Source organism: Helicobacter saguini, from assembly GCF_000762875.2.
Lineage (GTDB): Bacteria > Campylobacterota > Campylobacteria > Campylobacterales > Helicobacteraceae > Helicobacter_A > Helicobacter_A saguini.
In genome coordinates, this window is record NZ_JRMP02000001.1 from 224934 (window position 1) to 243471 (window position 18538).

An 18538-nucleotide genomic window follows, 5' to 3' on the forward strand; every position below is an offset into this window, starting at 1 on the left:
TTTTTTTTTGTATCCTGCCTTTTCTTATTTTATTTTGAAAAGGAAAAATATGGTTTTTAATAAACTGAAACTTTTAGGAATAGGCAGTGTTGTGGCTTTTTGTAGCATTCTTAATGTGGTAAATGCGGAGGTAGTAGAGGAAAAATCTCGTGCATTTTTTGGCGTGCAGGCTGGGAGTTCGTGGTTTAGGATACGACATGTTGGCTGGGGATTTGATACGGTAAATCAAGTTAGGGTAAGTGCGGAAAACTCATATAATTACACGTATGCAAATTACGGAATCTTGGGCGGTTATGAGCTGTGGTTTATGGATTATTTGGGTCTGCGTTTGTATGCGAATTACACGCTTATGGGCTATGCGAGTATTATGCAGTTTGGCGGTGGCGCGGATGTGATTTGGAATTTTATGAATGTCGGCGGTGGAAATCTTGGAATCTTTGGCGGCTTTCAGGCAATGGGCGTGTATTTTAGCGGTAGCTGGGTTGGCATTGCTAGTAATAATGGTAGAAATTGGGGCTTTGATATGGCGGCAAATATCGGTGTGCGTTGGAGCTTGGATAATCACGTGGTAGAAATCTTTGGGAAGATTCCATTTATTGAATCTAAAACTTATGAAAATTATATGGATGGCGAAGTATTCCAACAACGATTTACACGCGAACTTTTCGCTCTAAATCTTAGATATGTTTATAGATTCTAAAGATTATAGAATCTGTTTTTAGATTCTATAAGATTCTAAAAACATAAATTTATAGAATCTAGATTCTGTAAATTGTTTTTAAAACCTTAAGAGTGGCATGGTGGAATAGATTAGGAAATAAAAATATTTACATTTTAGATTCTATAATTTTTTACTCAAATGCTCACAACTGCCTTTTTTGTGTGAGTTTATAGAATCTAGATTCTATATTAGGACGTTTGAAAAGACTTCGTCTATGGTTTTTACTGGGATTATTTGTAAGTGTTTTTTTACTTCATCTGGGATGTCATCTAGGTCGCGTTTGTAGTTTTTTAGTGGGATTAGGGCGCGTTTGATTTCGGCTTTGTAGGCTGCGATTAGCTTTTCTTTTAAGCCGCCGATGGGCAATACTTCACCACTAAGATTTAGCTCGCCTGTCATTGCCACGTCTTGTTTCACTTGCTTATCAAAAAGGATTGAAGCGATAGCACACGCCATTGTGATACCAGCACTCGGTCCATCTTTAGGCGTAGCACCCTCTGGGACGTGCAAGTGGATGTCTAGCTTTTCGGTTGGGCTTTTGAAGTCGTCTTTAGATTCTGAATCTTTAGAATCTTTTTTGGTTTTGGTGGTGGATTTTACCCCCCCCGCAAGGGTGGGGGAATTAAATGTGGCGTCCCCCGCAAGGGTGGGGGAAGAGTGGTTGGCTTTTGTGGTTTTAGATTCTATATTTTTAGAATCTTTTGTGGATTGCTTTGCCTTTTCTTGAGAAAAGTCTCGCAATGACGATAATAGCTCATTATCAAGGCGATTTTTTACCACCGAATATGCGATATATGCCGACTCTTTCATCACATCGCCTAGCTGTCCTGTAAGTTTCAAATTGCCCTTGCCAAGCAAACTTATCGCCTCAACTTTCAGCACATCGCCACCTACCGCCGTCCAAGCCAAGCCATTTACCACGCCTTTTCGCGGCTCTCTATCTGCCTTGTCGATTTCAAATACGATTTTTTTCAAATATTTTGGTAAGTCTTTTGCGGTTATGTTTATGGGTTTAGATTCTATAGAATCTTTAGAATCTTTTTTGGTTTTGGTGGTGGATTTTACCCCCCCCCTAGCCACCCCCGCAAGGGTGGGGGGAACAGAATGGTTTTTCCCCGCAAGGGTGGGGGAACTAACCTTAGATGTAGAATCACTTAGAATCTCCACCGCGCATTTTCTCATAATCTGCGCTATTTTCCTACGCAAATTTCGCACACCCGCCTCGCGTGTATAATTATGTATCATTAGCTCGATTGCCTCTTTGCTAATTTTTACCTCATTATCACGTAAGCCATGATTTTTTGCCTCCTGCGGTATTAGATATTTCTTAGCGATTTCATACTTTTCTTGTGGCGTGTAGCTAGAAATCTCGATAAACTCCATCCTATCACGCAAGGGCGCTGGTATCATAGATATATCATTCGCAGTGGCGATAAAAACCACTTGTGATAAATCAATGCTAAAATTTGTATAATAATCGCGGAAACTAACATTTTGCTCTGGGTCTAAAATCTCTAGCAACACAGAAGTCGGGTCACCGCGAACGCCCCGCGTGATTTTGTCAATCTCATCTAAAACCATCACAGGATTCATCTTTTTAGAATCTATTAAGCCCTGCACGATGCGTCCGGGCATACTACCTAAGTAAGTGCGCCGATGCCCACGCAATTCATTTACATCTTCTAACCCGCCCAAAGCGATACGCACAAGCGGTCGATTTAGTGCCAAAGCGATACTATTTGCAAGACTTGTTTTACCCACGCCCGGCGGTCCATAAAAGCAAAGAATTGTCCCCTTATGCTTATCATTTATCGCTATTTCTTTAGAATCTTCTACCTTTTCGCTAGATTCTGGCAAAGGAGATTCTAAGCCCTTTTTACTACGAATACTTGCAAGTTTTTTATTTAGCTCAATCAACTTCGCATCTTCATTCGCACTTTTTTTAGAATCTTTTTTCGTGTCCTTTTTAGAATCTTCTTTTAGTCGTTTTGCTAATAATTCCTTTACACCAAAGTATTCAATTATCCGCTCTTTAGGTTCTTCTAGGCTATAATGGTCGCTATTTAGCTGGCTTGCCACATTTTTAATTGACAAGGCTTTATGCGAAATGCTAGTAAATGGAATCTCAAGCACCCATTCCACATAGTTTTGCACCATATTTGCATCCGAGCTATCAGGGTGCGAACGCGAAAGTCGGTCGATTTGCTTTTTTATTTCTTTGTAGGCATCTTCGCTCATTCCGGGCTTTAGCTCTTCTAGCTTTGCGTAGTATTGCGTGATTTCCTCATCTCGCTGTTTGTCGATTCCTAGCTCTTTTTGGATTTGTTTTAGCTGCTCTTTTAGGAAAAATTCTCTATTAATTTGGTCCATTTTTGTATGCACTTTTGATTTTATATCTTTTTGGAGCTTTTGCGTTTCAATTTCTTCTAGCACCATTTGTGTGGCTAGCATTAGACGCTCTTCAGTATCATCGCTGCTAAAAAGCTTGTAGCTTTGCTCTTTTTTTAGGCGGAGTGCTGGGGTGATTAAGTCAATCGCCTTATTTGGATTATCCGTGCCTTCGATATTATTTAGTAGTTCGCTTGAGATATTTTGGCTAAGGTGCGCTAAGGCATTTACCTTTTCTAAAAAGACGGCTAGCAGGGCTTGCAAGGCTCTAGGATTAGATTCTTTATATGTGATAATATTCACACTAGCCTCTAGTGGCTCAAGGTTTAGAATCTCATTTATGCGACCCTTAGAAATGCCTTGAAACAGGATTTTGATACGCCCATCAGGCAGGCTTACATGCCGCATAACCTTGCCTACCACGCCGACATCATAAAAGGGCATATCATCCTTTGCCGCGTTATTTTTCGCACACACGACAAAGACCTCATCGCCCTCTTTGGCATTCGCCACTGCCGCCATATTCGCCTTATCACTAATAAATATCGGCGTGATAATGAATGGAAATACAAACATTTCATCCTCGACTATCACGGGTAACTTAAGCTGCTTTTCTTTTTGCATAGGAGTCCTTTTTGGAACGTGAATGTAGAAATTTTAAAAATGATATTATAACTATATAATGTTTAGAATAAATCGTGGCTACATAGAATTGTAAAATTATTTTATTATTATCTATCAATTATGAGAAATTAGATTCTAAACATTGACTATTAAGCTAGAAAAATCTATAGAAATCACAAAAAAAATATAAAAATGCTTAAAAACACTTGACAAAGAAAAAAAAAAAGATGTTAAAATTCACTCAATATCATTTTTATGATTTTGTATTTTGAATTTTAGGAGATTTCGTATGAAAAAGTTTTTGTTTAGTGTTGCTTTGGCTGGTGCTTTAAGTGGTAGTGCTTATGCAGAGTCAAGTGGATTTATTCTAGGTCTAGGTCTAGGTGGTGGTGCTGCACTTAATGTGGCTGGTGTTGGTGCTGGTGGTACTGGTGGTTTGGCTGGTGCTAACTCTGTTGGGACTTCTAATACTGCTGTATTTTTAGGTGCTAGACTTGGTTATCAAATGTTTGTTGATGAAGCTAATGGATTTAGATTTTATGTATCTGACTTTTTAGGTTACGCTCAGTATCCTGATTCTGCAAGTACTACCCCTGAAAACCCTGTGTCTCATAGATTAAACATGTTATTGGATTTAAATGCTGATTATCTATACAACTGGAGTACTATGGGCGTTGATGCTGGATTCTATGTAGGATTTGGTGGTGGTGCTATATTTACTATACCTGTGGGTAACTTTACTTGGGCAGCATCCGCACCTGCTATGAGTGCTGGTGCGTCTTTGGCTGTAAATGCTGGTCTTAGAACATCTATTAATGACAGACATCAAATTGAATTTGGTGTAAAAGCTGGATTTGGTTTCTTTGCTAGAGGTTCTGTTAGAGACAATGCTGTTAGTGCAGTTGTACTAGGACACGCTACTTATACTATTAAACTATAGTATTTACCCATTTATTGTTTCCTTTTCATTTTTCATTACTTTAAGTCTCCTTTTAACCTATGGAGGGGGCTTTTGTAAACTTCTTTTGTTGTGATAATTCTTTAGAATTCATTTGAAGCTTGTATTTATCAATCTTGTAAGTATCGTTTAAATAGTAAATTAACAACGTGATGGCGACCCTTGAAAGATTTGAACTTCCGTTTCCGCCGTGAAAGGGCGGTATCCTTGGCCTCTAGATGAAAGGGTCTTGTGATAGAATGGGAATTAAATTTTGTAGAATCTAGATTTGAAATCTATATTCAAAAACCATAATTCTATCACTATTTTATGAAATTAACCAAAACAATATATAAAAAATATTCAACAAACCCCCTATAAATATTCCCAAAATCCTAATTATTTTTGTAAGATTCTTAGATTCTATAATTTATAATATTTTAGGAGAACACAAAATGACCAAAAACACCATAACAATATTTGATACGACCCTGCGTGATGGGGAGCAAAGTCCGGGTGCTTCAATGAATATCGAGGAAAAAATCGCGGTGGCTTTGCAACTTGAACGCCTAAATGTCGATGTGATTGAAGCAGGGTTTGCCGCAAGTAGCAAGGGCGATTTTGAGTCCATTAAAGAAATCGCAAAAAATGTTCGCAATTCTAGTATTTGTTCGCTTTCGCGTTGCGTTGAGAGCGATATTTTGGCAGCGCACAACGCCTTAAAAGACGCCCACAAAAAGCGGCTGCATTTATTTCTAGCCACTTCGCCCATTCACATGGAGTATAAATTAAAAAAAACTCCTACGCAAGTGCTGGAACTTGCCCAGCAAAGTATTCAAAGAGCTAGAGAGTTTTTTGATGATATTCAATTTAGCTGTGAGGATGCCTGTCGTAGCGAGATTTCATTTCTAAAAGAAGTAGCCCACGCCGCGATTGAAGCGGGCGCAAAAACGCTAAATATGCCTGATACCGTTGGCTATCGTTTGCCGCATGAAATAGGCGAAATAATTAAAGAGCTAAGCGATTTTATCAAGGATAAAGCGGTAATTTCCGTGCATTGTCACAACGATTTAGGCTTGGCGGTGGCAAACTCGATTTATGGTGTGATAAATGGCGCACGACAGGTAGAATGCACAATCAATGGCTTGGGCGAGCGCGCGGGCAATTGTGCGTTAGAAGAAGTCGTAATGATTCTAAAAACGCGAAAGGATGTTTTTGACAAATATGGCGGGCTAGATTCTAAGATTAACACGCGTGAGATTTACAAGGCAAGTAAGCTAGTCGCCGAAGTCACAGGCATTCGCCCGCAGCCAAATAAGGCGATTGTGGGTAAAAACGCCTTTAGCCATGAGAGCGGTATCCATCAAGATGGAATCTTAAAGCATCGCGAGACTTATGAGATTATGCAGCCTAGCGATATAGGATTAGTCAATAATGAGAATCTTGTCCTTGGCAAACATAGCGGACGTGCGGCGTTTCGCGATAAGATTACTTCACTTGGTTATGAGCTAGATTCTAACACGCTTGATAACGTTTTTGAGCGATTTAAGATTCTATGTGATAGCAAAAAGGTCGTGTATGACGAGGATATTTTGGCGTTAATTACTGAATCTAATGCGAGCGTGCCGCAAGTTTTTTCGCTTATTAGCTGTCAGTGTAGTAGCACTAGCAATGGGCTAAATGTCGCCGCGTTAAGCGTGGCGCGTGATGGCGAAGTGCGGAGTGATTGCGCTATAGGCAATGGCTCGGTGGATAGCATACTAAAAGCGATTGAGCGTGTGTGTGAGATTAGCGGGCGGCTGCTTGATTATAAGGTCGAGTCGGTTAGTCGTGGGAAAGATGCGATGGCAAATGTCGTGCTAAAAGTTAGCTTTAATGACTCGCGTGCTGTAATCGGTCATGGCAAGGATTTAGACACGCTTCTAGCCACTGCAAAGGCTTATATCAACGCACTAAATAGCTATCTTAGAATGGAGAAATTTTTGGGGTAGATTCTATAAACTCTAGTTTTGGAATCCTAGATTTTATAAAAATATCTAAGATAAAAATAATTATTTAGAATCTAAACCATCTTAATGGGCGATGGCGTCGCTAATGCCGATGCCGCTTTGGGCGCGGAAATCTTGTGCGTTAAAGCCTTTTTTATCAATTTTAGCGCGATTGCTAGAATCTAGCTTTGAAATAATATATATCGCAAAAAAGCACAAAGGCATACTAAATATCGCAGGGTGCTTATATGGGAAAATAGCCGATTCAAAGCCTAGCACATCTACCCAAACGCTAGGGCTTAATAAAACCAAAACCATTACAGATACTAAGCCGATTAAACCGCCGTATAACACGCCATTTGTAGTAAGATTTTTCCAGTAAATGCACATTAAAATTATAGGAAAATTCACACTAGCAGCGATTGCAAATGCCAAGCCAACGGTAAAAGCCACATTCTGCCCTTTAAATAAAATGCCTAAAATGATTGCCAGCACGCCTAGAGCAATAGTCGCGCCCTTTGTCACTCGCATTTCTAACTTAGCGTCACACACGCCATCTTTACACACATTGACAAATAAATCATGGCTTATCGCACTAGCCCCAGAGATTGCCAAGCCTGCCACGACCGCTAAAATCGTAGCAAATGCCACTGCCGACATAAAGCCATAGAGCAAATTTCCGCCCAAGACTTTGGATAAGGCTATCGCTTCCATATTTGGCATTACATTAAAGTTACCATTCGCGTCTAAAAATTCCGGATTGCCAAGCAAAAATGCGATTGCCCCAAAGCCTATGACAAATGTTAAAATGTAAAAATAGCCGATTAGCCCTGTGGCGTAAAATACGGACTTTCTGGCTTCTTTTGCGTTTTTGACCGTGAAAAATCGCATTAAAACATGTGGCAATCCTGCCGTGCCAAACATCAACGCTAGTCCTAGCGAAATCGCTGATATAGGGTCTGGCAAGAATGTCCCGGGCGACATTATCGCATCGCCTTTTGCGTGATTTTCTATCGCGCGACCAAAGTAATACGCAAGGTCAAAGCCGCTCAAATACAAAATCATAATCGCCATAAAACTAGCCCCGGCAAGTAACAAACACGCCTTGATGATTTGCACCCAAGTGGTCGCGTGCATTCCGCCGAATGTGACATAGCAAATCATTAAGATTCCAACGATGATAACGGCGGTGTCGTAGGGCAAACCAAACAAAACTTGAATTAGCCCGCCAGCGCCGACCATTTGCGCGATTAGATAAAATGTGATAACGCACAACGCCGAAATTGCCGAGATAGTCCGCACTTTCTTAGATTCTAAACGATAGGCGATGATGTCAGCGAATGTGTATTTGCCTAAATTGCGAAACTTTTCAGCGATTAGAAACAAAACGATAGGCCACCCAACTAAAAAGCCGATAGAGTAAATTAGCCCATCAAAGCCATTGACAAAGACTAGCCCTACAATGCCAAGGAAGCTTGCCGCACTCATAAAATCCCCAGCGATTGCAATGCCATTTTGCATACCTGTGATGTTGCCCCCGGCGGTGTAGAAGCCTTGCGCGGTCGTTGATTTTTTGCCTGAATACCAAGTGATGCCCAAAGTCGCAAGGACGAAAAACATAAACATAGCAATGGCGGTGTAGTTTATGGGCGCTTGTTGCACGTTTTCTAGGTCAAGCCCTGCTGCTATTGCTAGTTGTGATGTGCTTAGTATTGCTAGGACAGCGGTGAATAGTTTTATTTTAGAATCTTGCGTTTTAGATTCTATGATTCCTTTAGAATCTTTTGTGCTTTTAGATTCTATGGATTTGTTAGAATCTTGCAAAATCTTAGAATCTAGATTCTGTATTTTTATAGAATCTTTTTTATAGAATCTAGCCTTAACCTGCTTTTTTGTCGCTCTCGTGTGCATAAAAACTCCTTTGAAATGTAACAAAAAGTTACATAAAATATTAAGGCTAAATCAAAACCTTTATTTAATGTAACAAAAATATTACCATTTCGCACACAAAATTGACAATTAATTATAAATTCTTACAAAACTAATAAAAAATGTAACTTTTTGTAAAAATCTATGTTTTTAAAAATATGACGTTGTATGATTTTTACTCATAAAAAAGGCTGGAGAGAATAAGTATATTTCTAGTAGGTTGCGAGTGGGCGATAGGATAGATTCTATATTTTCTTAGAATCTTATTTTAGATTCTATATTTTGCTTTGCAAAAGCCTAGTCGCCCACATACCACGCTATTTTAAAAAAGATAGAATCTAGATTCTATCAAAGATTTAGAAAAAAGCATTATACTTTTGCAATAAATTTAATGGATTTTGCAATGGAAAAAATGATGGATATAAAGGGTATAAGATTTATAGAATCTATCCTTTGGGAGCTTGAAAATGGCGAACCTGTCGCTATAAAAGAGCCACTTAAGATAAAATATATTTTAGAATCTAAGCAAGATTTTAAAGACAATATAGAATCTAAGCAAGAAAATAAACAAGATTCTAAAAACAACATAGAATCTAAGCAACATTCCAAAGAAACCATAAGCCAAAAAATAGAATCTAAATCTATAGAATCTAATTCGCAAATAAAATGGGCGTATATCGCCTTTAAGACAACGCAACATCTAAGCCATAAACTTATAGAATCTGCCCTAGATTCTATTACGCAGACTCTAAAAAAACGTGCTATAAATAATAAAGTGATTTATAAAAATTTGAGTGATAAAAGTAACTTTTTTGTAAAAAATAATATGTTTGATAAAATCGGCTTTCACTTGCCTTTAAAGGAGCTTGATAATCTAGTTTGCTATGATTTAGATTCTATAAAAAACACCACGAAAGATTCTATAAAAAACACAGAATCTATAGAATCTAATTCCTTAAGGGCTGGTAGGGTGAGAATAGATAAAACAGATTCTATAGAATCTAAAAACCAAAACGCCGCTCACCACCCTATTAGTGAGAAAACAGATTCTAAAAACCAAACTCCTATCCACCGCCCTACTTTTGATAGAATCCAAACGCCTACCAACCGCCCCATTGAAATAAATCCAGATTCTATAAATTTCCCACTTAAATACCCTTTTGCGCCCGGCACTTATATCGAGCTAGAAATAAATGATATAGAATCTAAGCAAGATTCTAAAGAAAACACTGAATCTAACATAGAATCTAATAAAGAAAAAACCTACACCATCGTTTTCGCCTTTAATAAATCGCAAAATATGCCAAATATAAATGATAAATACATAGTGATTGACACGAGCTTTTATCTAGGTATAAAAGAAAATCAAATAGATTCTAAAAACACGCAAGATTCTAACCCCCAAAAGTCCATTTATAACTCTTTTAGCAAGAATGTTAAACCCCAAACATCAAAGCCTACATTAAAAACCAGCATCCCAACGCATAGCACCATTACAAAGCTATCTAATATGAATGACGAAATTAAAATATTTAATGAATATGATAATATTGAAAACTTGCACGAAGCAGTGTGGTTTATAGTATTATGTAGATTTGTGCTAAATAATGATTTTAATACCCTTAGAATCTACCCTCAGCTAACAGGCAAAATAGGCTATATTTATCACATTTTTGACACTTTTAATAAGGATTTTTTGCGTGATATAAAGAGCAAATTTGGCGAAAATGTAAAAGAACATGGAAATATATATTTAGAATCTTTACAATATGATTTTGTAAATAAAATTGTAAATTTGTATATGAATAAATATCTTACGCCTTTTAGCATTACATTTAAGCCGCAAGTTAGCGAAGATTCTAAACTAAAATTAATGAGAGAATTTATAGAATCTTTAAATGATATTTTTGAGATTTATGCCTTTCAGCCAAGCATAGAAATTGCAGACTTGAATAAAAATATCGGTGGGACATATTATGGTGATATAAATGCGATATACATTTCAAGGATTTGTTCTAATATGTGTTCTTCACATGAAATGTTTATGATTTTAGCGCATGAATATAGGCATTTTTTTATCCGCTATCTAACGCATTTTAATAAAGAAAAGCGCGATAAATACAACCTTGATGACAATATAATATTAATGCTACTTGAAAGCTGCATAGAGCCTAAAAAATTCCATAAGATAATCTTTGATAGCTTTGGCGACCCATACAGGCTAAATCCACACGAAAAAGACGCATATTTAATGGAGCAGATTCTAAACCTTGTCATAGAATCTACTTTTGCTATAAGATTCAATATGACAAGCAATTCAAAATTACGTTAGGTTTTTAGAATAAAGGGTGGTGGGTGGGCGACTAAGCAATTTGCGAAGCAAAATATAGAATCTAAATTCTATTCACTTTTTTAACAGGGCGGTGGATGGGCGATAGGATTCTAAAAATATTTAAAACCTAAAGCCCCATCACTTTATAGAATCTAAATTAACAATATTTTTCTTTTTATCTATTCTCGCCCTTGCCACCCTTAAGGTAGAAAAATATTTATAGAATCTAACTTCTATAAAATCACCTGAAATTCAATGCTTTTTTATTTTTGCATCTCTTCTATCATTTTTAAATCTTCCATTTCTTCTAAGATTTCGCCCTGCTCTTTGTCAAAATATTTATTCGCAAAAAGCGTATAAACGCCCGTGCTAACGATACATAACGCAATAATTGAGACGCCCATAAGAATGCCAAGGCTTATCGCGCTATCGCCAAGCCTAAGACCCAAAACCTGCGGGAAAAAGCCAATCCCAGCGATAAATCCATAATAAGCCACAAAAATAATGATGGAAAGCCATAAGCAAAACTTGTTACGAAACGAAACGAATTTATAGAATCTAGCCTTAACCTGCTCTTTTGTCGGTGTCGCGTGCATAAAAACTCCTTTATAAAAGTAACGAAAAGTTACATAAAATATTAAGGCTAAATCAAAACCTTTATTTAATGTAACAAAATTATTACCATTTCGCACACAAAATTGATATTTAATTACAATTTCTTACAAAAACCACAAAAAATGTAACTTTTTGTAAAAATCTATGTTTTTAAAAAACAGGATGATAAGCGGCGTTAGGTTAAAAATATAGAATCTAAAATAAGATTCTAAGAAAATATAGAATCTAGATTCTAAATTTTATCCTATCGCTCATTATAAAGATACTCGCCCACAGCCCTATTTTAAAAAGAATATAGAATCTAGATTCTAACCCCCTTTTAGAAAAAAAACATTATAATAAGATTCTAAAACTACATAAAAGAAAAGACAAAATGAAGCGAAAAATATTCTTAGCATTGCTTTGTGCGTGGGTATTATTTATGGTTGGTGGCTGCTCATTTTTGTGGATTGACCCTAAGTTTTATACACAGGCTGCGTTAGCAAAAATATATCAGGGCAACTACATTTTCAATGAAAAATACTACGCCAAAATCCTAGAAAAAGAAAAACAAAGGCACGACTACACGCAGCAAAACGCCCTTAAAACACAAATGCTGCAAGAGCAAAAAGAAAGCCTGCAAAAACACATACAATACTACGATAGCTGGGAAGAAAAGGGCGGTGATGATTATGTGGAAAAAAGAAAGGCGCGATTTAGCGATAAAGAGTGGCTAGAATGGAGCAAAGTGCGCGAAATCTACCTAAATGAGCTAATAAAAGAATACGAAACGCCTGACTACATATACGACTACGCCGAACCTGCCGCGCAATACGCCAAAAAAGTCGGTATAAAAGTCGCCTTGCAACAAATGGATGATGTGCTAAATGAGCAAGATTCACCGATGTTAGATGATATTGAATTAGCCTTTCAATTTATACATATTTTTTATGGTGAAGCACTAGAAAACTATGTAAATAAAGAAATTGCAAAGCGAAATCCGCAGTATAAAGACACAGATTCTGCCCTGCCACAAGAGATTGAAGGCAAAAAATATAGCGATGTGTGGGTCTATCGCGATGAAAAAACGCTAAAGCGACACTCAAACTATGAGCTGCCCTTATATGCTAAAGAAATGGATGCAAAAGGCAAGATTATAGATAAGGCTTTGGGCTATTTTGTGCGGGATTTTGCAACTAAGGTTGGCGGATATTATTTGATAAAAGAAAATGGAGAGATTGAAATAATAAATATTAATGTGTATTTTATATATGAGTTTGTGCGGTATGGAATCTTTGGCAATGAAGGCAGCGGATATTACTTTGAGCAACAAGAAAAAATATACTTTCCATTTGACAAAAGTGTGTATTATGAAAATGGAGAGTGGGAAAGATTAAGATAGATTCTATTTAAAAAAGGCGTTAGGATGATTTATAGAATCTAGATTTTATAAATTTTTATCAAAACGTCTTGACTTAGAGTAAGTATCATCTTTTATAATTGCATTTTGATTCTAAGATTTAAAGAAGAAAAGTTATGAAAAAGCTAAGTTTATTTTTCTAATGTTATTTTTTGGTGTTTTAAACGTTACAAATGCAAAAGATTCTAACATTGTAAGGGCGAGCGATTTTAGCGAGTTTAAGGGCAAAGGAGCAAATACCACAATCTTAATCATCGGTGCAAATGGTAGCGTGGCAAGGGTTTTAGAAGACGCACTTTTAGAATCTAGCGATGTGAAATTAAAGCTATTTTTGCGAAATGCGAGTCGCTTAAGCAATTTGCAAAACAAATATCCAAATCGAGTGGAATTGATAGAAGGCGATGCACGCGACAAAGCCACGCTAACAAGGGCGATGAAAGGCGCAAATATCGCGTATGCGAACCTTGATGGCGACTTGCCTACTATGGCGAGTGCGATTATAGATTCTATGCGTGAGAGTGGGCTAAAGCGACTTATTTGGATTAGCTCATTTGGCGTGTATGATGAGATTCCAAAAAGCGAGATTAATCGTATAAAGGCGTATTTGCCCCCGCATATCGGCGGTTAAGATTATAGAATCTAGCGACTTGGACTACACGATTATTCGCACACAGTGGTTTAGTAGTGACAATAGAATCGATTATGAAATTACGCACAAGGGTGAGCCTTTTAGGAATCCAAGTGCCTACATTTCGCGTAAGTCTATCGCACATTTAATTATGCTTTTGTGCTTTGATTCTACCTTTGGCAAACACGAAAGCTTAGGGATAAATAAACCCTTAAGATAGAATCTAGATTCTATATTTTCTCATTTAGATTCTATAACGCTAAAAAGTTTTTCTCATTTTTTATATATTTTTGATAAAATCTATTGACAAATTATCATTTTGTATAGTATAATGATAAAGTTAATTTGATAAAGATAAGAATTAACAAACATATTTCACAAAAAAGGAGCAGAAAATGCTAACAAAAGAGGTTATTAAAAAGTTGAGTGAGCAGGTTGTTAAGGAAATGAATGCGTCAAATTTGTATTTGAGTATGAGTTCGTGGTGCTACACTAATCGCTACGATGGCGCTGGGCAGTTTCTTTTCGAGCATGCAAGTCAGGAGAGCGACCATGCGCGCAAACTCATCACTTATTTGAACGAGACGGATGCGCGGCTTGAGCTAGATGCCATTGAGAAGCCAAAGCATGACTTTAAAGGCTTGCTAGATGTGTTTGAGCAAACTTATGAGCATGAGCTTTACATCACAAAGTCAATCAATGAGCTTGTGGATTATATGTTAAAGCAGAAGGATTATTCGACTTTCAACTTTTTGCAATGGTATGTGGCAGAGCAGCACGAAGAGGAAGCGTTGTTCCGCGGCATTGTTGATAAGATTAAGCTTATCGGCAAAGAGAGCAATGGCTTATTCTTGGCTGATTCTTACATTAAAAGTTTGAGCGGAAAGTAGGGTATCTAAGTTTAAAAAGCAGATTCTATCCCTTGATTATAAAAGCGGGGATGTGTGCTAATGGGAGCTTTTGTATTACTACGTTTTTATCTTTAAAAAAGTCATCTACGGCTTTTGTTTCTCCGGGGAATGTCCCATAGTCATCAAAGACTATTACCCCCCCCCCCCCACAACCTTGTCATACATATTTTCCAAGATACATACCGCAGGCTCATATACATCAGTATCAATGTGTAAAAGGGATATTTTTAACTGCGGATTTTCAGCACAATATTTTGGCACAGATTCTAAAATATTACCTTTCACAAGCTCATAATTTCTAATATTTTTGTATTTTAAGGCTTTATGCATAGAATCTATACTAATGCTTTCCGCACCCGCTTCGTCTATAAAGGCTTGTCTTTTACCCTTGTCCGCATCAAAATTAGTGCTAGGGAATTTTCCAAATATGTCAAAACCTATGATTTTTCTTGAATCTTGGCATTCCAAAATATTACGAAAATGAGCGAATCTAAAAAATGAATTCCCCTTAAACACACCACATTCCACAATATCGCCCGGTAAGTGCGTAATGCGTTTATATAGCTCATAGTGTGCTAACATCTTGCCTATGCGTCTATCGTTACTACTAAGATAGAATCCATTTTCATACATGAAACTTTTATCAGTGTCGAAATTATTTATTTTCATCTTTGTTTCCTTAGATTATGTATTGTTCGCGTAAGGATAATTCAAAAAAGTCTCATTTAGATTCTTTTTTAGATAGTTCGCGTTTATTTATAGAATCTATTTTACGTCCATAAGTTCTTGGGAGTCGACTTTTACTGCGGGGCTCATTGTTAGAGACAAATTAGAAGAGCGGATGTATTTGCCTTTGGCGCTACTTGGTTTAAGGCGGTTTATGGTTTTGACAAACTCGACTAGGTTATCAAGCAGCTTGCTAGATTCAAAGCTTGCCTTGCCTATGGCGGAGTGGATGTTGCCCTTTTTATCTACGCGGAAATTGACCTGACCGCTTTTTGCGTTGCTTACCGCTTTTGAGATGTCCGCTGTAACCGTGCCTGTTTTTGGGTTTGGCATTATGCCTTTTGGTCCTAAAATCCGCCCAACTTTACCCACAAGCGGCATCATATCAGGCGTGGCAATGACGATGTCAAAGTCGATTTGCCCGCCCTTTATGCTTTCAACCAAATCATCACTGCCGACCACATCAGCACCCGCTTTTCTAGCCTCATCAGCTTTCAAATCCTTAGCAAACACCGCTACGCGAACCTTTTTCCCTGTGCCATGCGGCAATACAACCGCACCTCGTATCATTTGGTCTGCGTGACGTGGGTCTACGCCTAAACGCAGTGCCACTTCCACGCTTTCATCAAACTTCGCACTTGCCAAAGATTTCACCGCGTCAATGGCAGATTCCATACCATAGACTTTCTCAAAATCAAGCTTTTTTGATAAGCCCTGCAATCGTTTCGACAACTTTTTTTTCATACTTCAATCTCCTAAATATTTTTTAGAATCTAGATTCTATACTTCCTTGTCATTGCGAACGCTAGTGAAGCAATCCATTTCGTAAGTAGATTGCCACGCCTTGCCTTGCGGCAAGTCTCGCAATGACATAAAATATAGAATCTAGATTCTATAATTTGTCTAAAATCTAATTTTAGAGTCCGCTAAAACGAAGTTTTAGCTAGATTCTAGTATTTTGCGTGTAGTTTGGATTTTCCTTTTCCTTTGCGACGTGAGACTAACCACATCGGTTGTCGCAACTAGCAAAGGAAAAGAAAATTCAAAATCCAAACGGAAGACGAATCTTACCTTTATTCTACGACATCAACGCCCATGCTGCGTGCCGAACCCGCCACAATCCGCATCGCTTCTTCAATATCGCTCGTGTTTAAATCTTCTAATTTCGTTTTTGCGATTTCTTGCACTTGCGCCTTTGTTAGCTTTGCGACCTTGTTTTTTAGCGGATTATCGCTGCCCTTTTGGATTTTCGCGGTAGCTTTTATTAAATCCGTCACAGGCGGCTTTTTTGTCACAAAAGTAAAGCTTTTGTCCTGATACACGGTGATTATCACAGGTATGTTAAAGTTGCCCATATCCTTTGTTTTCTCATTAAACGCCTTGCAAAATTCCATAATATTTACGCCACGCTGACCTAGAGCGGGACCCACCGGGGGCGAAGGGTTTGCCTTACCAGCGGGGATTTGCAATTTTAATTCGCCAACAATTTTCTTTGCCATTTTTTTTCCTTAAATTTAGATTTTAGAATCTAGATTCTATAATCTTTGTTGAAAATTACAGAATCTAGATTCTATAAATATTGTGATTTTACTTTTTAGCCAAAAGGAGACGGAAAGGGTAACCGACCCCCTCCAAAAGAAGTTACCTTTTTAGCAAGATACTAAATTTATAGCCAAAAAGCCTAAATTTTATGTATAATACTAAGGAAGGTTTTTTACTATGTTTTTTCATAGTAGCCTCCTTTTAGCAAACTAGCCCCTACTCCCCAAAGCATTAGCCAAAGGTTTCGGGGCTTTTTTTATTTATAGCGATTTTAAAGAACTTTTAGAATCTAGATTCTATAAATAAAATCGTTTTTTTTGATTTCATATATAGAATCTAGATTCTATCATTACATCGTTTTTTCCACCTGCACGTCATTAATTTCAACCGGTGTGTTGCGACCAAAGATTGAGACATTCAATTTCAGCTTTTTACTAGCCATATCATAATGCTCGACTACGCCTGTGAAATTAGCAAATGGACCATCGGTAATTTGCACGATTTCACCAACGGAGAAACTAACTTTAGGACGTGGGGCTGGGCGATTTTGCACCTTATCAAGTATCGTTTTAATATCCGCATCACTAAGTGGCGTAGGCTTCTTACTCTCACCGATAAAGCGACCAACGCGCGGCAGTGATTGAATTAAGTGCCAAAGCCGCGTATCTAAATCAATTTGCACAAACACATAGCCCGGATAAAGGCTAGTTTGCACCATTTTTTTCTTTTTATCTTTTATCTCAAAAACATCTTCAGTTGGGACGACAATCGCCTTTAGTCTATCCTTTGCGTTATTTTGGTCGATTAGATTTTGTATTGCCTTTTTTACGCTTTGCTCACTGCCTGAATATGTTTGTATCGCATACCATTGAAATTTTTTATCACTATTTTTAGAATCTGCGATAATGGAATCTATATTAGATTCTATGTTTTTAGATTCTGTATTTTCGCCCTGCGGCTCAACAGATTCTATAGAATCTACATCATTAGAATCTTGCGGGACTGAATCTTGCAAATCTTTCTCACTCATATTTTATCCTTACCCTATAATGCTAGAAATACTATAATGGAAAAACACATCCACAAGTGCCAAAAATAGCGTCACAACGCTAACTACGACAATCACAGAAATAAAGGCGATTTTTATTTGCTGCTTTGTAGGGAAAATGACCTTGCCTAACTCATTTTTGCACTCTTTATAATATTCTAAAAATTTCATTTCTAACCTTTACAACTTTGCTAAATTGCTTTATAGAATCTTTTGTTATTTGCGTCATATTGAGTGAAACGAAACATCTACTCTTTTAAATATTACGTTTTTGCGTAACTTAAATTAAATGTTTCGCTTCGCTCATTTCCTAAACGCCCACCCACCACCCTTTATGGATAATGGATTTCGCTACGCTTTAACCTAACCTAACCACCACCCTTTATAAGTGGTAGATTCTATAAAGATTCTATAAAACACTTTTAATCATAGCTCATAATGGCAGGCCAGGAAGGACTCGAACCCTCAACACTCGGTTTTGGAGACCGATGCTCTAACCATTGGAGCTACTGACCCAAAAAGATTCTATAAATATAGAATCTAACATCCCAAAAACTCTAGTGACTACCAAACACTTAGCTAGTTTTTAGCTTTACTTCCTTATGGATAGTGTGTTTATTTAGTCTTGGGCAGAACTTTTTAAGCTCCAGTTTTTCTGTGTGTGTTTTCGCATTCTTCGTGGTGCTATAATTTATATCACCAGATTCTGTGCATTTTAAGCCTATTTTTACTACATTCCCTTTTGCCATT

At 37.4% G+C, this 18538-nt stretch carries 17 protein-coding genes and 2 tRNA genes; 8 read left to right on the top strand and 11 right to left on the bottom strand.

Features of this window, described 5'->3' with window-relative positions; translation table 11 throughout:
- Positions 1-49: 49 nt before the first annotated feature.
- Positions 50-700, top strand: a complete 651-nt coding sequence (locus LS64_RS00985) for an outer membrane beta-barrel protein (RefSeq protein ID WP_034570806.1) — start codon at positions 50-52, stop codon at positions 698-700.
- Positions 701-904: 204 nt separating this feature from the next.
- Here LS64_RS00985 and lon read toward each other — a convergent pair whose 3' ends face one another.
- The gene (gene lon, locus LS64_RS00990) at positions 905-3733 is read right to left on the bottom strand and encodes an endopeptidase La (protein ID WP_034570803.1); all 2829 of its coding nucleotides are present in this window, start codon (positions 3731-3733) and stop codon (positions 905-907) included.
- A 289-nt stretch (positions 3734-4022) separates the two neighbouring features.
- On the opposite strand from lon, the gene LS64_RS00995 reads away from it, so the two are divergent.
- A complete protein-coding gene (locus LS64_RS00995; RefSeq protein ID WP_034570801.1) occupies positions 4023-4673 on the top strand; it encodes an outer membrane beta-barrel protein in 651 nt (216 codons plus the stop codon).
- Between the two features lie 171 nt (positions 4674-4844).
- Here the strand turns inward: LS64_RS00995 and LS64_RS01000 are convergent.
- Positions 4845-4920, bottom strand: a tRNA-Glu gene (locus tag LS64_RS01000).
- A gap of 205 nt (positions 4921-5125) precedes the next feature.
- Between LS64_RS01000 and LS64_RS01005 the strand changes: the two genes are divergently transcribed.
- Positions 5126-6661 (top strand): 2-isopropylmalate synthase, encoded by a 1536-nt coding sequence (locus LS64_RS01005; protein ID WP_034570798.1) that lies wholly within the window; start codon positions 5126-5128, stop codon positions 6659-6661.
- A gap of 81 nt (positions 6662-6742) precedes the next feature.
- Here the strand turns inward: LS64_RS01005 and LS64_RS01010 are convergent, their stop codons facing one another.
- The gene (locus tag LS64_RS01010; RefSeq protein WP_237416207.1) at positions 6743-8569 is read right to left on the bottom strand and encodes a cation acetate symporter; all 1827 of its coding nucleotides are present in this window, start codon (positions 8567-8569) and stop codon (positions 6743-6745) included.
- 421 nt (positions 8570-8990) lie between these two features.
- Here LS64_RS01010 and LS64_RS01015 point away from each other — a divergent pair, with 421 nt between their 5' ends.
- Positions 8991-10919: a hypothetical protein gene (locus LS64_RS01015; RefSeq protein ID WP_034569385.1), complete on the top strand. Its 1929-nt coding sequence runs from the start codon at positions 8991-8993 to the stop codon at positions 10917-10919.
- A gap of 263 nt (positions 10920-11182) precedes the next feature.
- Here LS64_RS01015 and LS64_RS01020 read toward each other — a convergent pair whose 3' ends face one another.
- Entirely contained in the window at positions 11183-11515 is a 333-nt protein-coding gene (locus LS64_RS01020) for a DUF485 domain-containing protein (protein ID WP_034569383.1), read from the bottom strand.
- A 392-nt stretch (positions 11516-11907) separates the two neighbouring features.
- Here LS64_RS01020 and LS64_RS01025 point away from each other — a divergent pair, with 392 nt between their 5' ends.
- The 4 genes from LS64_RS01025 to LS64_RS01040 all read left to right on the top strand — a co-directional run bounded on the left by LS64_RS01025 (position 11908) and on the right by LS64_RS01040 (position 14451).
- Positions 11908-12915, top strand: a complete 1008-nt coding sequence (locus LS64_RS01025; protein WP_034569327.1) for a hypothetical protein — start codon at positions 11908-11910, stop codon at positions 12913-12915.
- A gap of 160 nt (positions 12916-13075) precedes the next feature.
- Positions 13076-13561: an NAD(P)H-binding protein gene (locus LS64_RS01030; protein WP_052062285.1), complete on the top strand. Its 486-nt coding sequence runs from the start codon at positions 13076-13078 to the stop codon at positions 13559-13561.
- Between the two features lie 19 nt (positions 13562-13580).
- Positions 13581-13781 carry an NAD(P)H-binding protein gene (locus LS64_RS13505; protein ID WP_052062284.1) on the top strand — a complete coding sequence of 67 codons (201 nt, stop codon included), beginning with the start codon at positions 13581-13583 and terminating at the stop codon, positions 13779-13781.
- 175 nt (positions 13782-13956) lie between these two features.
- Positions 13957-14451 carry a ferritin gene (locus LS64_RS01040; protein WP_118949016.1) on the top strand — a complete coding sequence of 165 codons (495 nt, stop codon included), beginning with the start codon at positions 13957-13959 and terminating at the stop codon, positions 14449-14451.
- A 153-nt stretch (positions 14452-14604) separates the two neighbouring features.
- Here LS64_RS01040 and LS64_RS01045 read toward each other — a convergent pair whose 3' ends face one another.
- The 7 genes from LS64_RS01045 to rpmG all read right to left on the bottom strand — a co-directional run bounded on the left by LS64_RS01045 (position 14605) and on the right by rpmG (position 18537).
- The gene (locus tag LS64_RS01045) at positions 14605-15141 is read right to left on the bottom strand and encodes a TylF/MycF/NovP-related O-methyltransferase (RefSeq protein WP_237416206.1); all 537 of its coding nucleotides are present in this window, start codon (positions 15139-15141) and stop codon (positions 14605-14607) included.
- 96 nt (positions 15142-15237) lie between these two features.
- On the bottom strand, positions 15238-15942 hold the full coding sequence (rplA, locus tag LS64_RS01050) for a 50S ribosomal protein L1 (RefSeq protein ID WP_034570439.1): 705 nt from the start codon (positions 15940-15942) through the stop codon (positions 15238-15240).
- Positions 15943-16271: 329 nt separating this feature from the next.
- On the bottom strand, positions 16272-16697 hold the full coding sequence (gene rplK, locus LS64_RS01055) for a 50S ribosomal protein L11 (RefSeq protein WP_034570437.1): 426 nt from the start codon (positions 16695-16697) through the stop codon (positions 16272-16274).
- Positions 16698-17089: 392 nt separating this feature from the next.
- A complete protein-coding gene (gene nusG, locus LS64_RS01060; protein ID WP_052062351.1) occupies positions 17090-17644 on the bottom strand; it encodes a transcription termination/antitermination protein NusG in 555 nt (184 codons plus the stop codon).
- A 135-nt stretch (positions 17645-17779) separates the two neighbouring features.
- On the bottom strand, positions 17780-17959 hold the full coding sequence (secE, locus tag LS64_RS01065) for a preprotein translocase subunit SecE (RefSeq protein WP_034570434.1): 180 nt from the start codon (positions 17957-17959) through the stop codon (positions 17780-17782).
- A 268-nt stretch (positions 17960-18227) separates the two neighbouring features.
- Positions 18228-18304 (bottom strand) — tRNA-Trp (locus tag LS64_RS01070).
- A gap of 59 nt (positions 18305-18363) precedes the next feature.
- On the bottom strand, positions 18364-18537 hold the full coding sequence (rpmG, locus tag LS64_RS01075) for a 50S ribosomal protein L33 (RefSeq protein ID WP_034570431.1): 174 nt from the start codon (positions 18535-18537) through the stop codon (positions 18364-18366).
- Position 18538 lies beyond the last annotated feature (1 nt).

Bases quoted from the DNA above. Each gene is read 5' to 3' on its own strand.
- LS64_RS00985 (WP_034570806.1), top strand. From the start codon at position 50: ATGGTTTTTAATAAACTGAAACTTTTAGGAATAGGCAGTGTTGTGGCT.
- lon (WP_034570803.1), bottom strand. From the start codon at position 3,733: ATGCAAAAAGAAAAGCAGCTTAAGTTACCCGTGATAGTCGAGGATGAA.
- LS64_RS00995 (WP_034570801.1), top strand. From the start codon at position 4,023: ATGAAAAAGTTTTTGTTTAGTGTTGCTTTGGCTGGTGCTTTAAGTGGT.
- LS64_RS01005 (WP_034570798.1), top strand. From the start codon at position 5,126: ATGACCAAAAACACCATAACAATATTTGATACGACCCTGCGTGATGGG.
- LS64_RS01010 (WP_237416207.1), bottom strand. From the start codon at position 8,569: ATGCACACGAGAGCGACAAAAAAGCAGGTTAAGGCTAGATTCTATAAA.
- LS64_RS01015 (WP_034569385.1), top strand. From the start codon at position 8,991: ATGGAAAAAATGATGGATATAAAGGGTATAAGATTTATAGAATCTATC.
- LS64_RS01020 (WP_034569383.1), bottom strand. From the start codon at position 11,515: ATGCACGCGACACCGACAAAAGAGCAGGTTAAGGCTAGATTCTATAAA.
- LS64_RS01025 (WP_034569327.1), top strand. From the start codon at position 11,908: ATGAAGCGAAAAATATTCTTAGCATTGCTTTGTGCGTGGGTATTATTT.
- LS64_RS01030 (WP_052062285.1), top strand. From the start codon at position 13,076: ATGTTATTTTTTGGTGTTTTAAACGTTACAAATGCAAAAGATTCTAAC.
- LS64_RS01040 (WP_118949016.1), top strand. From the start codon at position 13,957: ATGCTAACAAAAGAGGTTATTAAAAAGTTGAGTGAGCAGGTTGTTAAG.
- LS64_RS01045 (WP_237416206.1), bottom strand. From the start codon at position 15,141: ATGAAAATAAATAATTTCGACACTGATAAAAGTTTCATGTATGAAAAT.
- rplA (WP_034570439.1), bottom strand. From the start codon at position 15,942: ATGAAAAAAAAGTTGTCGAAACGATTGCAGGGCTTATCAAAAAAGCTT.
- rplK (WP_034570437.1), bottom strand. From the start codon at position 16,697: ATGGCAAAGAAAATTGTTGGCGAATTAAAATTGCAAATCCCCGCTGGT.
- secE (WP_034570434.1), bottom strand. From the start codon at position 17,959: ATGAAATTTTTAGAATATTATAAAGAGTGCAAAAATGAGTTAGGCAAG.
- rpmG (WP_034570431.1), bottom strand. From the start codon at position 18,537: ATGGCAAAAGGGAATGTAGTAAAAATAGGCTTAAAATGCACAGAATCT.